Genomic DNA, 13735 nt, shown 5'->3' with positions numbered 1-13735 from the left:
TCTTTCCTTGCGACATTTTGGCAAAGGTTAGCCATTTAAATTCTTTGTCATTTCCGGCGTTATCTCAGATCTTCATGAATTAAACAAAGACTGCGAAAATGGCGCTGGGACAGATGGGTAAAGGAACGTCTTACTATTTACATGAAGAGCAGCGCGCATTGATACGGCGTCTCTCGCAAGGCTGGCTGTGGCGCAGTGAATTCCCGACCTGGATGGTGATTGCGGGGGTTTACGGCGGTTGGTTTTCAACGCTGATTTTCTGGCAAACCCTCGGCCTTATCCCCTCCACGCTGTTGCTTATCGGGTTTACCGCCTGGTATCTGTCGCTGCAGCATGAATTGATCCACGGTCATCCTACCCGCGTGGCGTGGTTTAACCAGCTGCTGGGCACATTGCCGCTCGCCGTCTGGTATCCGTACGGGCTGTATCGTGATTCGCATCTGGCACATCATCGCCACGATCGCCTGACGGTGCCGACGGACGATCCCGAGTCGTACTATTTCACCGACGCAAGCTGGGCGCAGTTTTCACCCTGGCAGCGTAAAATCATTCATCTGCGCAACACGTTCCCGGGACGACTGCTGTTAGCGCCTCTGCTGGATATTGGTCAGACGCTGGCGAGTGCAGGGCGGGCATTTCGGGATTTACACTACCAAGCCATGGCGATGTGGCTGATGCACGCCGCACTGCTGGCGGGACTGTTTGTCTGGATGGAAGGGCGCGGATTTTCTGCGCTGTATTTTGTGCTGGGCGTAAGTTATCCGGCGCTGGCGCTGACCAAAATTCGCTCTTTTTACGAGCATCGAGCCGCAGACGATCCGCTGGCGCGTTCGGTGATTAACGAGGCATCGCTCCCCTGGCGCGTGCTGTTTCTGAATCTCAACTATCATTCTGTGCATCACGATCTCCCGGGCGTGCCCTGGTACGGCCTGAGAGACATCTATTTGCGTGATAAATCGGACTATCAGCGGCGTAACCACGCATTTGTGGTTGGCGGCTATGGCGAGTGGTTACGACATTTTTGGGCAAAAACTGTGGATGTGACGGTCCATCCCGGCGTGGAGACAAGCGAGACACATGAGTAATCTCTTTGCGTTTCCAATGTATGCCGTGAAATGCGCCGACAATGAGGCGTTAACGTTTGCCGTGCGGACGTTGCTCGCTGAACACGGTGTGGATGTGAGTCATCTTAATTGGAACGTGTCGGGGGACAATTTGGTGTCGCACTGGCGTCACCCGGATTTGTTGCTCAGCCAGACCTGCGGTTTCCCGCTGATGACGCAGCTACCGGACGTGCAGACGGTAGGGTGCTTTCATTACACCGCACCCGGCTGCGACGGGATTCATTACCGCAGTTTTTTAGTGGCGCGCGCGACGGATGCGCAACAGATGCTGGCGGATTTCAAGGGGAAACGCGTGGCGTGCAACGCGCGCGATTCGCAATCGGGCTATAACGTGTTGCTGAAAATGGTCGCGTCGCTTCACCACGACGCACCCTTTTTCGAAGATGTCGTTATCAGCGGTAGCCATCGACAATCATTGATCGAGATTACGCGCGGTGCGGCGGATATTGCGGCTATCGATTGCATCACCTGGGCACTTTTACAGCGCCACGAACCGGCGCTGATCGACGGATTGACAGTGATTGGCGAAAGCCCGCCAGCGCCAGGATTGCCGCTGATTACGGCGAAGACCACCACGCAAGAGACACTTTCCCGCATCCGGGCCGCGCTGAGTGACCTGGTGAGCGCGACAAAATACCGGCAAATTTGCGATGACATGTTCATCGGCGGATTTAGCGAGGTCACGCGCCAGCCCTATACCGTGTTGCTGGACTGGCGCGAAAGGGCGTGACCCACCTGTAAACTAGCCCATCAGAAAATAGCTTAACCCTGAAAACGCCACCATGCCGGCAAGGACGGTCGCAAACAGGCTGCGCGTGACGATGCCTGCCAGCGTGGCCGCCAGTGCGGCCAGCAGCGACAGGCTGATCCCGGAGGGTGTAAGCGCCGGTTTGCCCATCAGTTCGGCGGTGACAATCGCGGCCATAATCGCGGAGGGAATGAAACTTAGCCACTGCTGTAACATGGGCGCCAGACGGAATCGGGACAGCAGTAAAATCGGCACCGTGCGCATCAACGCCGTGACGACCGCGCAGGCCATAATTGCCAGTAAAATATTTCGCTCCATCTTATTTCTCCCCTCGGCTGAAGAGGCGCAAACCAAGCGTCGCCAGCGTGGCGGAAACGGACGCTGCTACAATCACCACCACGCTCATATCGGTATGGCTGGCCGTCAGCAACGTAATGATTACCGCTGCGGCGATGCTGAAGGATTCCAGCGCTTTTCGGCGGCTGGCAAACCAGATCATCAAGACCAGGCCGATAAACATCGACACCAGGCTGAAGCTCAACCCTTCCATTAACGACGGTGGCAGGGCAGATGCCAGCCCCGCGCCGACCACGCAGGCGAGGATCCAGTTGATCCAGGCGGCCAGATTGAGCCCCAGCATCCACGCGTAGGGCACGCTATTTTGCTGACTACCTTGCTGCACGGCGACGCCAAAGGTTTCGTCGGTGAGCAACAGCCCGCTGATGATTTTTTGCGTTGTGGTGTAGTCACGAAAGAACAGACTCATTGCGGAACTCATCAGCAGATAACGAAGATTCACCAGGAACACGCTTAAAACGACCGACGCGATTTCTGCGCCCGTCGCCCACAGGGAATAAAACAGAAACTGCGCCGAACCGGCGTACAGCGCACTTGCCATCAGGGCGGTCTGGACGGTCGTAAATCCCGACAGCGTTCCGATCGCTCCGGCGGCAAAACCGATACTCCAGTAGCCGGGGATGGTGGGCAAGCAGGCGGTGATGCCTGCGCGAAATTCCGCGCGGGCGTCGTTTCGCTGAGAAGTCTTTATATTCATCAACATCTATTTGTCTCATTTATACGTCACTGAATGATAATCTTAAGAATTGGTGAAAATCGCTATAGTAAAATCCTGCTCACTGGCAGAAATAATTCACTTCAAGGGCGAAAGGCATAGACGGAATGAGAGAATCGCGGGATGAAATCAAGCTCTGGCGCGACAAGGGCCTCCACGGCGGGATGGAGATCCTGCGGGCGTCCTGCTACGAGCACAGTTATCCGGCTCATTTCCATGATGAATTTGTTATCGCCGCCTTTGCTCGCGGGGCGCAACGCACGCGCATTTGTCGAGAGCGGGGGATCGCTGCGCCGGGGACGGTGATGATCATCGCCCCCGGCGAAGTGCATACCGGCGAAGCGGTGCAGCGCGACGAAGGCTGGGACTATTGCGCCTTTTATCCCTCGCAAGCCCTGCTGAACGGTGTGGCTGAAACGGTGCTTCGCGGCAAGGGTGAGGTCAATTTTGGTTCCGAAGGCATGCGTCACGATCCCAAACTGGCACGCAGCATGCTGCAGGCATCGGCCGTGCTGAGCGAAAGTCGCGATCCGCTGGAAAAAGAGTGCGTGATGTATCAGGTGCTGAATCTGCTGGTTGGGCGCTACGGAGAACGTTCTGTGAGCAAGGGACGGCAGGACGTTGTGCGCACGGATATCCGTCGGGCGGTCGATTTTCTGCAATGCGCCTATATGCATCCCGTTTCGGTAAAAGAGATTGCTGAGGTGGCGGGGTTAAGCGAGTTCTACTTTATGCGCACTTTTCAGAACATGACCGGGCTTTCTGTCCACCAGTATCTGACGCAGCTTCGGCTGGTGCGCGCTAAAGCGTTGCTCGCGAAAGGCGTGAGCGCTGCGCAGGTTGCCAGCGACGTGGGCTTTTTCGATCAGAGCCATTTGATTAAACATTTTCGCGCGCACTTTGGCACGACGCCGGGCGTGTTTGCCGCGGCGTCGGCGTAGCGATTAGATCGCGCGGATCTCTTTTGAGCGCAGGGTGACGGTAACCGGCACAGATTTGTAGGACGGCGTTCCGCTCTCCTTATCCAGATAATCCAGCGGGACTAACACGTTGGCTTCCGGGTAATACGCCCCGACCGTGCCGCTGGCGATGTGATACGCCACCACGGTGATATCGTCCAGACGCAGTTCGCTATCCGGCAGCGCAGTGGTAATGTCCACGCGGTCGCCATGCTCCAGCCCCAGCTGTGCCATATCTCCTTCATTCATAAACAGCACATCCCGGCGGCCAAACACCCCACGATAGCGGTCATCCAGGGCATAAATCGTGGTGTTGTACTGATCGTGACTGCGCAGCGTGACCAGCCGCAGAACGTTGTCCCCTGTGCCATTGATATTCTCATCGACGCCGTCAAACACAGAGAACATCGCTTTGCCGGTTGGGGTGGGCCAGACGCGCTCCGTTGGCGGTAACGGCATGCGAAAGCCCCCCGGCGTTCTGATGCGTTCGTTGTAGCGGTCGAAGCCCGGCAACGTTTTTTCAATCAAATCACGGATCAAATCGTAATTCGTCACCAGCTCCTGCCAGGCGACACTGCTGTTTGGAAGCGTAGCTTGAGCCATTCCCGCCACAATTGCCGGTTCAGAGAGCAGATGAGGCGATGCGGGCTTGAGCTTGCCTGAGGAGGCGTGAACCATCGACATGGAGTCTTCAACGGTGATGGACTGTTTGCCGGTCTGCTGCATATCCAGCTCCGTACGTCCCAGGCAGGGGAAAATAAATGTCTCTTTGGCGGTCAGCAGATGCGTGCGGTTCAGCTTGGTGCCGACATGGACGCTCAAATCCAGCGTGCGCATAGCCGGGAAAACGCGCTCGTGCTCGGGCATCGCCACGGCAAAGTTACCGCCCAGGCAGATCAAAGCTTTTGCTTGCCCGGCGATCATGGCCTGCGTGGTTTGCACCGCATCATGCCCGTGTTTAGACGGCGGCGTAAAACCGAAGACCTCTTCAATCCGCGACAAAAAGGCGGCGGAGGGCTTTTCGGTGATGCCCACCGTGCGGTTGCCTTGCACGTTTGAATGGCCGCGCAGGGGGCAAATTCCGGCGCCTGGCTTGCCGATATTGCCGCGCATCAGCAACAAATCGGCGATCAGCCGCACGTTAGACGTGCCTTTGTTGTGCTGGGTGATCCCCATACCATAGGTGATGATGGTGGCATTCGATTTGGCATACGCAACTGCGACGGTTTCCAGATCGGCTCGGGTAAGACCCGATTCGCGCTCAATGGCTTCCCATGGGGTAGCGGTAATGTCAGCGGAAAAGGCGTCAAAACCTTGTGTGTGTTGAGCAATAAACTCGTTGTCCAGCACATTGCCTTGTTGAGCCTCAAGCGCCAGCAGATGCTTCGCGATACCTTTCAGTGCGGCGGCGTCGCCTCCGGCTTTAACCTGAAAATAGGTCGACGCAATATCCGTTGAGCCGTAGGTTGCCATCTCGATAACGCTTTGCGGATCGGCAAACCGTTCCAGCGCTCTTTCACGCATCGGGTTGAGGACGATAATCGGCACTCCGCGACGGGCCAGCTCATGCAGCGTGCCCATCATGCGCGGATGGTTAGTCCCGGGGTTGTGGCCAATCGAAATGACCAGCTCGGTGTTATCAAAATCATCCAGCGAAACCGTGCCTTTACCAATGCCGATTGAGCGAGGCAAACCTACGCTGGTGGCTTCATGGCACATATTGGAACAATCAGGAAAATTATTGGTGCCCAGCTCGCGTGCAAAAAGCTGAAACAGATACGCGGCTTCATTGGATGCGCGACCAGAGGTGTAAAACTCGACGGCGTCGGCAGGGAGATCGCGCAATACTTCGCCGATGCGGGCGAAGGCGTGTTCCCATTCCACCGGGCGAAATGTATCGCTCTCTTGATGATACTCAAGCGGGTGCGTGAGACGACCATAGCCTTCCAGTTCAAAGTCACTTTTTGCCAGCAGTGACGTAACGGTATTTTCGGCAAAAAAAGCCGGCGTGACGCGCTTGTTGGTAGCTTCCCACGTCACGGCTTTGGCCCCGTTTTCGCAGAACTGGAACGTTGATTTGTGTTCTTTATCCGGCCACGCACAGCCTGGGCAGTCAAATCCATCAGGCTGGTTGGTATTGAGTAACGTGGCGGGTGCTTCGAAGGTATCCATTTGCGTGCGTACGGCAATGGCGGTGGCTTTTAAGGCCCCCCATCCGCCGGCTGGGCCGTCATAGTGTCGGATTCCGGGTACTGAGCGTCGTGTGTTATTCATGGGAACTCCTGACTATGCGGATTGAAAGCGGCTTCATTTACGTTTTAAGCCGATTATTAGCTAATCTTAGAAGATTTTTGTTAATGATAATTCAACGAATTAGTAACAGTATTTTATCTTTATCATGATAAACCTTTCGTCTCGCGCAATAAAAATGTCGGCAAAATACAGAGAGGGAAAGGGATGAAAACGTCAATTGCGAGCGTCGTGGCAGATCTGCCGCAAATCTGGCAGTCGCGCATTTTGGGCGCGGTAGGAAATGCCAGAATCAAAGTCATTAAAATGGGCGGAGAGGGCATTCCCTGGGAAGTACACAATGATTTTGAAGAGATGCTGCTGGTGCTTGACGGTGAGCTGCCGCTGGTGATTGAGGAACAGCATTTTACGCTCGCTGCGGGTGAGTTTTGCTTTGTACCGAAGGGGGCGAATCACCATGTGCCGCCGGGGAGCTTTGGCACGTTGCTGCTGGTGGATTTGGGTGAGTGACAGCGGTATAAATTTTTGGATAAAAAAATCCACGCCAAAGCGTGGATTTAAATGTTTCAGGCAGTTTTCACGGGTTCCCAAAACCCCGTGAAAAAGCGGAAAGCGTTAGACGTTGAACAGGAAGTTCATCACATCGCCATCTTTCACGATGTAGTCTTTACCTTCAGCGCGCATTTTGCCGGCTTCTTTCGCGCCTTGCTCACCCTTGTAGGCGATGAAATCTTCAAACGCGATGGTTTGAGCGCGGATAAAGCCTTTTTCGAAATCGGTATGGATCTTACCGGCGGCCTGTGGAGCGGTAGCGCCAACCGGGATCGTCCATGCGCGGACCTCTTTCACGCCTGCGGTGAAGTAGGTTTGCAGATTCAGCAGCTCGTAGCCTGCGCGAATCACGCGGTTCAGGCCCGGCTCTTCAATGCCGAGCTCGGCCATGAACTCTTCGCGATCGGCGTCGTCAAGTTCAGCAATGTCAGACTCAACGGCAGCACACACCGCCACAACCACAGACCCTTCGCCAGCGGCGATTTCGCGCACTTTGTCGAGGTACGGGTTGTTTTCAAAACCGTCTTCGTTAACGTTAGCGATATACATGGTTGGCTTGAGCGTCAGGAAGCTCAGGTATTTGATCGCCGCTTTGTCTTCTTCGGTCAGCGCCAGGGAACGCAGCATACCCGCGTTTTCGAGCTGAGGCAGACATTTTTCCAGCGCCGCCAGTTCCGCTTTCGCGTCTTTATCACCGCCTTTAGCGCGTTTCTGCACGCGATGAATCGCGCGCTCGCAGGTGTCCAGGTCAGACAGCGCCAGCTCGGTGTTGATCACGTCGATATCGTCAGCCGGATCCACTTTATTATTCACGTGGATGATGTTGTCGTTTTCGAAGCAGCGAACCACGTGACCGATCGCTTCGGTTTCACGGATGTTTGTCAGGAACTGGTTGCCCAGGCCTTCGCCTTTGGACGCGCCTTTAACCAGACCAGCGATGTCCACGAATTCCATGGTCGTCGGCAGAATACGCTGCGGCTTAACAATTTCCGCGAGCTGGTCCAGACGAGGATCGGGCATCGGCACAACACCGGTGTTTGGCTCGATGGTACAGAACGGGAAGTTTGCTGCTTCGATGCCCGCTTTGGTGAGCGCGTTAAACAGGGTGGATTTGCCAACGTTTGGCAGGCCAACGATACCGCATTTAAATCCCATCTTTAAATCACCTTAATGTCTTGATATTCAACCCGTTAGCATTAACCGATTGAAGAAAAGTAAATAACTTTGCCTATTATACACGTAACCTGCGTCACGCGCGGTAAAAAAGCCTGAACGTCGGGATTATTGCGCTCTGAAAGCATGCAGGCGATTGGTCGCTTTGGTTAAGCCATCCTGCAACCAGATTTCAGTACAGCGCGCCGCTTCGTCTACTGCTTCGTCGATGAGCTTCTGTTCCGAACTCGGCGGTTTGCCTAACACAAAACCCACAACTTTATTTTTATCACCTGGATGACCAATTCCTACGCGTAAGCGATGAAAGTTTGGGTTATTACCAAGCTTGCTGATGATGTCCTTCAGGCCATTGTGCCCGCCGTGCCCGCCGCCCAGTTTAAATTTCGCCACGCCTGGCGGTAAGTCGAGTTCATCGTGAGCGACCAGAATTTCATCCGGATTAATGCGATAAAATGTCGCCATCGCGGCCACCGCTTTGCCGCTTAAATTCATGAACGTCGTTGGAACCAGCAAGCGCACATCTGCACCCGCCATGTTGATGCGCGAGGTATAGCCAAAGAATTTTGGCTCCTCACGCAGGGGAGCACGCAACCGCTCAGCCAGTAAATCAACATACCAGGCACCGGCGTTATGGCGGGTTGCCGCGTATTCCGCACCGGGGTTGGCAAGGCCGACAATCAATTTAATCGTCACGTTTCAATTCCTAAAGGTTCCAGATTTGGCGCGTAGTTTACTGTTTGCCGCGCCGATTGACAAAATTCTGCGAAAGGAAGGGGTATTTGCGAATAATGACGCAGTTGAATCATTAGAATTTCATGTTGTTCAGACGCTTATTTGTAAACTTTTGTTGTGACGAGAGTCATTAATGTGATCATTCACGCAACTCATAAAAGGGGTGGTGTCTATACTTTACACACAAGGATTAGGGACATTTTCCCTGCAACCCAGGCTGCGGAGGTGATATATGAAACGCAAAAACGCTTCACGACTCGGTAATGTGCTAATGGGATTGGGCCTGTTCGTGATGGTAGCAGGCGTGGGTTATTCAATTTTAAACCAATTGCCTCAGATTGACCTGCCGCAATATTTCGCCCATGGTGCGATTCTTAGCATCTTCGTTGGGGCGGTTTTGTGGCTTGCAGGCGCACGCGTGAGCGGTCATGAACAGGTGAGCGACAGATATTGGTGGGTGCGTCACTATGATAAACGCTGCCGCCGCGACCAGCACAAGCACAGCTGACGCGCTATGTGAATAAAAAAACGGCTCCCGAGAGCCGTTTTTTTATGTCTGAAGGAGAGTATTACCGCCCGACAGCGGTATCAGGAGAGATCCGCTAATGCCGCCTCGCGGTTGGGATAAAAGGCCAGCCGTCCAGGGATCGGATGCACAGCGGCACGCGCCATCGTGCGCAGTGGCTGGAATTCCAGATTACTGACGCGCAGCTCGCAGCCGTCCGGTAGACGATCGACAAAACGCTGGAAGGCATCCAGACCACCCGCATCGAGTACCGGAACCGCATCCCACTTCAACACCACAATGCGTTTACCCTGAATTCGGGATTCCAGATCGCTAAACAGACCTTCTGCCGCCGCAAAAAACAGTGGGCCAATGACGCGCAGAACCAGTACATCCTCAGGGACATCAACATTGACTGGGGCCAGCCGCGTCATCTGCGCAATGCGACGCATGAACAACAGCGATGCCAGCACGATCCCCACGCTAATGGCGATCACCATATCAAACAACACTGTCAGCGACATGCAGATGAGCATCACAATAATGTCGTCTTTTGGCGCACGGCGCAGCAGATGCACCACTTTATGCGCCTCGCTCATGTTCCATGCGACCATCAACAGCAGGGCAGCCATTGCGGACAGTGGTAGCCATGACAGCAAGGGTGCCAGAGCCAGCAGTGCGAGGATAACCAGCAGCGCGTGAATAATTGCGGAAACCGGTGACGTGGCCCCAGCGCGCACGTTAGCGGCAGAGCGCGCAATTGCAGCCGTCGCGGTAATACCGCCGAAGAACGGGGCGATAATGTTGCCTAATCCCTGTCCAACCAGTTCGCCATTGGCATTGTGCTTGGTGCCGGTCATGCCATCAAGGACAACGGCGCAGAGGAGCGATTCTATCGCACCCAACATCGCCATAGAGAACGCGGCGGGAAGCAGCGCGCGCAACGAATCCCAGCTCAGAGTAAAGCTGGAACCCGGCAGATCCCACGGCAGCACAAGCTGCGGCAGCAACTGTGGGATGCCGCTACCCTGAGAGCCATCCGCCAGAATATAGTGGAACTGCGAGCCGATGGTGGCAACGTGCCCACCCAGCAAATTGACCGCCCCCATGACTGCACAACCCAATAATAGCGCGGGTAAATGGCCCGGCAAACGAATGCCCAGCCGCGGCCAGAGAATTAATGTCCCCAGCGTGACGATACCAATCGCGGCATCACCCAGATTAGCCGTAGGGAGTGCCATAAACAACGCCCCGACTTTTTGCAGATAGTGTTCAGGGACGTGCGCGAGCTGCAAACCCAGGAAATCCTTAATTTGCATGGTTCCGATGGTAATGCCGATCCCGGAGGTAAAGCCTAGCGTCACGGAAAGCGGAATGTACTCAATCAGTCTGCCAAAACGTGCCAGCCCAAACAGGATCAAAAAGACGCCGGACATCAGCGTGGCAACCAGTAAACCCCCTAGTCCAAACTGCTGTGAGACGGGATAGAGGATCACCACAAAGGCGGCGGTCGGGCCAGATACGCTGAAACGCGACCCGCCGGTAAGGGCAATCACAATGCCGGCAACGGCTGAAGTATAAAGGCCGTACTGCGGGGCAACGCCGCTGGCAATAGCCAGCGCCATTGCCAGCGGGATGGCGATGATCCCGACGGTGATACCGGCAATCAGATCGCGGATAAATCGCGATGAGGTGTATTTCTCTTTCCAGCAGGCGTCGATGAGGGCGCGAAAGGGCAGAACATGTGAGGGGACAATATTTTTCACAATTATCTTTCATCCGAGAGCGCATCATCTGTCATGTGAATGGCAGGTGAAGTTGGCATTGATCATACAAATGAATATTCCAGACAAAAAAACCCGCCGCAGCGGGTTTTTGCGCTGGGTTCGATTAATGCTCGAACATAGCAGAGATGGATTCTTCGTTGCTGATACGACGAATCGCTTCGGCCAACATTCCGGACAGGGTCAGAGTACGCACGTTTGGCAGCGCCTTGATCTCTTCACTGAGTGGAATGGTATCGCAAACCACAACTTCGTCGATCACGGAGTTGCGCAGGTTATTGACCGCATTACCCGAGAAAATCGGGTGAGTTGCGTATGCAAACACACGTTTAGCACCACGTTCTTTCAGTGCTTCGGCGGCTTTACACAGCGTGCCGCCGGTATCGATCATGTCATCAACCAGAACGCAGTCACGGCCAGCAACATCACCGATGATGTGCATCACCTGAGAAACGTTAGCGCGCGGACGGCGTTTATCGATGATAGCCATGTCGGTATCGTTGAGCAGTTTTGCAATTGCACGCGCGCGAACTACGCCACCGATATCCGGGGAAACCACAATTGGGTTGTCCAGATTCAGCTGCAGCATATCTTCGAGCAGGATTGGGCTACCGAATACGTTATCAACCGGAACGTCGAAGAAGCCCTGGATCTGTTCTGCGTGCAGGTCAACGGTCAGAACGCGGTCAACACCAACGCTCGACAGGAAGTCAGCAACAACTTTAGCGGTAATGGGAACACGCGCTGAACGGACGCGACGGTCCTGGCGGGCATAACCAAAGTAAGGAATAACAGCCGTGATACGGCCTGCAGAAGCACGGCGCAGGGCATCGACCATAACAACCAATTCCATCAGGTTGTCGTTAGTTGGAGCACAGGTGGACTGGATGATGAAAATATCACCACCGCGTACATTTTCGTTAATTTGTACGCTGACTTCGCCGTCGCTAAAGCGACCTACAGCGGCGTCGCCGAGGGAAGTGTACAGGCGGTTGGCAATACGTTGTGCTAGTTCCGGGGTGGCGTTACCAGCAAAAAGCTTCATATCAGGCACGAGAAGAACCTCAGGCATGCGTCCAATGGTGGATAACTTTCGCCACAAACTGTGCGGGCCAGGCGAACGCTATCCAGGCGGTGTATTAAAGAGCGCGATGCAACGTCTGGAACAGGGTGACGTTGTCACCGAAACTCAGTCTGCGCCAGAATGGTCTGCTGTAGGGGGGACGTGTTCATCCCACGTGCTACAAAACCATGCAGCCATTCCGGAGCTTGCTCTAGCACCTGACGAGCGGCGGATTCGGTGTCAAATTCAGCAAAAACACACGAACCTGTGCCAGTCAGGCGCGACGGCGCATATTCTAACAGCCAGGAAAGCGCCGCATCAACCTTACGAAAACGTTTTCTTGCGATAACCTCGCAATCGTTGCCGAATTCACATTTTAGTAACGTCTCTATTGACCGCACAGGCGTGTTTCTCGGCAAATCCGGATCGTTAAAAATAACCGGAGTTGGAATACTCACGTCAGGGTGTGCGACAAGATACCATTTTTCCGGCGGATCGACGGGGGTAATAATCTCGCCAACGCCTTCGGCAAAGGCTGCATGACCGCGAACGAATACCGGCACATCGGCACCCAGCGTCAGCCCGAGCGTTGCCAGCTCATCCTGCGAAAATCCGCAGCCCCATAGATGATTCAGCACGACCAGCACCGTGGCCGCATTTGACGACCCGCCACCCAGACCACCGCCCATAGGCAGACGTTTTTCGACGCCAATATCGGCACCATAATGCTCAGGCAACCGCCCTGAATTTGCCGCCGCTTTTATTAAGAGCCGCGCAGCGCGCACGATCAGGTTGTCTTCGCTGGCGACGCCATCAACCGGCGTCAGCAAATGGATTTCGCCGTCCTGACGCGGTTCAATGGAGATCGTGTCGCCATAATCAACAAACTGAAACAGCGTCTGCAGTGTGTGATATCCGTCAGCACGCTGGCCGGTAATGTACAAAAACAGGTTCAGTTTTGCCGGGGAGGGCCATTGGGTCATCATTTAACGATCCAGTTGTCCATTTTCAGCTTGATGCGCTGCCCGCCTTCGGTCAGTTCCATACTGGATGGCAGCGCGGGTTTACTGGCACTGTCATAACCGCCGTACACCACTTTCCAGGTTTTACCGTTCTGGCTGTAGTTGATTTGGCTAAGACGATACTGATCGTCAAGTTTGTAATCCGTCGCATCGCCCGGGAGGCCCAGGATCCATTGACGCAGGCTGTTGATAGGAATCGGCATTCCCGTCAACTTGCCAATCATCTCTTCGGCATCGGTGCCGGTGTACTGCTGGCCTTTATTATCGGTAATTTGTGCTTCACCCGGCTGTGCTTTGAGTTCTAACTCGGTGCTTCCCAACGGGTTCAGCAGAAGCAGACGATAACGATCCTGTCCGGTTTGTTGCCAGAAAAAGCGTGCGTACACTTTTTGCTGGTCGGAGAGATAAGCGAAAGCGCCGCGGGTCTGGTACTGGCTTAGGTTGCGCACTTCCTGCTGATGCTGACGCCACTGCGGTGCGTCAGGGCTTTTGCCGGGGCCCTTGGGGGGAGTAATCGAGCAAGCAGAGAGGACCAGTGCCGCCAGCGGTAACAAACGAGTCAATCGGGCCATAGTAGTGACAAATCCTTGAGATGCGTTGCAGTTATAACCCTTAATGCTAGCGTCCGGCGGTGGCAGCGTCTACGTTCATATTGTCTTAAATCATGAAATTAGCGGGTGAGGCCTATTACTCCGAAAGGGGGCAGTCTCTTTTATTGATCTCGCGCATCAGGTATGATGCGTCCTGCTAA

General features: G+C 54.5%; 14 protein-coding genes. 5 read left to right on the top strand and 9 right to left on the bottom strand.

The features are described 5' to 3' along the window. Positions 1-113: 113 nt before the first annotated feature. Both I6L74_RS20445 and I6L74_RS20440 read left to right on the top strand, forming a co-directional pair. The gene (locus tag I6L74_RS20445) at positions 114-1085 is read left to right on the top strand and encodes a fatty acid desaturase (RefSeq protein ID WP_059179812.1); all 972 of its coding nucleotides are present in this window, start codon (positions 114-116) and stop codon (positions 1083-1085) included. Next, positions 1078-1854, top strand: coding sequence for a phosphate/phosphite/phosphonate ABC transporter substrate-binding protein (locus I6L74_RS20440; RefSeq protein ID WP_059179768.1), 777 nt, complete (start codon positions 1078-1080; stop codon positions 1852-1854). The genes I6L74_RS20445 and I6L74_RS20440 overlap by 8 nt, the downstream gene beginning before the upstream one ends. Before the next feature lie 12 nt (positions 1855-1866). Here I6L74_RS20440 and I6L74_RS20435 read toward each other — a convergent pair whose 3' ends face one another. Next, on the bottom strand, positions 1867-2190 hold the full coding sequence (locus I6L74_RS20435) for an AzlD domain-containing protein (RefSeq protein ID WP_059179769.1): 324 nt from the start codon (positions 2188-2190) through the stop codon (positions 1867-1869). 1 nt (position 2191) lies between these two features. Then, on the bottom strand, positions 2192-2932 hold the full coding sequence (locus I6L74_RS20430) for an AzlC family ABC transporter permease (protein WP_059179770.1): 741 nt from the start codon (positions 2930-2932) through the stop codon (positions 2192-2194). 119 nt (positions 2933-3051) lie between these two features. On the opposite strand from I6L74_RS20430, the gene I6L74_RS20425 reads away from it, so the two are divergent. Beyond that, the gene (locus tag I6L74_RS20425) at positions 3052-3885 is read left to right on the top strand and encodes an AraC family transcriptional regulator (RefSeq protein WP_059179771.1); all 834 of its coding nucleotides are present in this window, start codon (positions 3052-3054) and stop codon (positions 3883-3885) included. Positions 3886-3888: 3 nt separating this feature from the next. On the opposite strand, the gene I6L74_RS20420 is transcribed toward I6L74_RS20425, so the two are convergent. Further along, a complete protein-coding gene (locus I6L74_RS20420; protein ID WP_059179772.1) occupies positions 3889-6177 on the bottom strand; it encodes an FdhF/YdeP family oxidoreductase in 2289 nt (762 codons plus the stop codon). A gap of 183 nt (positions 6178-6360) precedes the next feature. Here I6L74_RS20420 and I6L74_RS20415 point away from each other — a divergent pair, with 183 nt between their 5' ends. Beyond that, positions 6361-6663 (top strand): cupin domain-containing protein, encoded by a 303-nt coding sequence (locus tag I6L74_RS20415; RefSeq protein WP_059179773.1) that lies wholly within the window; start codon positions 6361-6363, stop codon positions 6661-6663. A gap of 105 nt (positions 6664-6768) precedes the next feature. Here I6L74_RS20415 and ychF read toward each other — a convergent pair whose 3' ends face one another. Together ychF and pth are read right to left on the bottom strand one after the other, a co-directional pair. Beyond that, positions 6769-7860 carry a redox-regulated ATPase YchF gene (ychF, locus tag I6L74_RS20410; protein ID WP_059179774.1) on the bottom strand — a complete coding sequence of 364 codons (1092 nt, stop codon included), beginning with the start codon at positions 7858-7860 and terminating at the stop codon, positions 6769-6771. A gap of 126 nt (positions 7861-7986) precedes the next feature. Further along, entirely contained in the window at positions 7987-8571 is a 585-nt protein-coding gene (pth, locus tag I6L74_RS20405) for an aminoacyl-tRNA hydrolase (RefSeq protein ID WP_059179775.1), read from the bottom strand. A 271-nt stretch (positions 8572-8842) separates the two neighbouring features. Here pth and ychH point away from each other — a divergent pair, with 271 nt between their 5' ends. Next, on the top strand, positions 8843-9118 hold the full coding sequence (ychH, locus tag I6L74_RS20400; RefSeq protein WP_012017726.1) for a stress-induced protein YchH: 276 nt from the start codon (positions 8843-8845) through the stop codon (positions 9116-9118). A gap of 80 nt (positions 9119-9198) precedes the next feature. Here ychH and dauA read toward each other — a convergent pair whose 3' ends face one another. From dauA to lolB, 4 genes are all read right to left on the bottom strand, one after another. Next, on the bottom strand, positions 9199-10881 hold the full coding sequence (gene dauA / locus I6L74_RS20395) for a C4-dicarboxylic acid transporter DauA (RefSeq protein WP_059179776.1): 1683 nt from the start codon (positions 10879-10881) through the stop codon (positions 9199-9201). Positions 10882-11005: 124 nt separating this feature from the next. Next, entirely contained in the window at positions 11006-11953 is a 948-nt protein-coding gene (gene prs, locus I6L74_RS20390) for a ribose-phosphate diphosphokinase (protein WP_012017724.1), read from the bottom strand. Positions 11954-12078: 125 nt separating this feature from the next. After that, positions 12079-12948, bottom strand: a complete 870-nt coding sequence (gene ispE / locus I6L74_RS20385; RefSeq protein ID WP_059179777.1) for a 4-(cytidine 5'-diphospho)-2-C-methyl-D-erythritol kinase — start codon at positions 12946-12948, stop codon at positions 12079-12081. Then, positions 12945-13556, bottom strand: a complete 612-nt coding sequence (gene lolB, locus I6L74_RS20380; RefSeq protein WP_059179778.1) for a lipoprotein insertase outer membrane protein LolB — start codon at positions 13554-13556, stop codon at positions 12945-12947. Before lolB ends, ispE begins: the two co-directional genes overlap by 4 nt. Positions 13557-13735 lie beyond the last annotated feature (179 nt).

It is taken from the genome of Lelliottia amnigena (assembly GCF_019047465.1).
Classification (GTDB): Bacteria; Pseudomonadota; Gammaproteobacteria; order Enterobacterales; family Enterobacteriaceae; genus Enterobacter; species Enterobacter amnigenus.
Note: the sequence above shows the minus strand (reverse complement) of the source record. Positions and strands in the feature narration are given on the sequence as shown.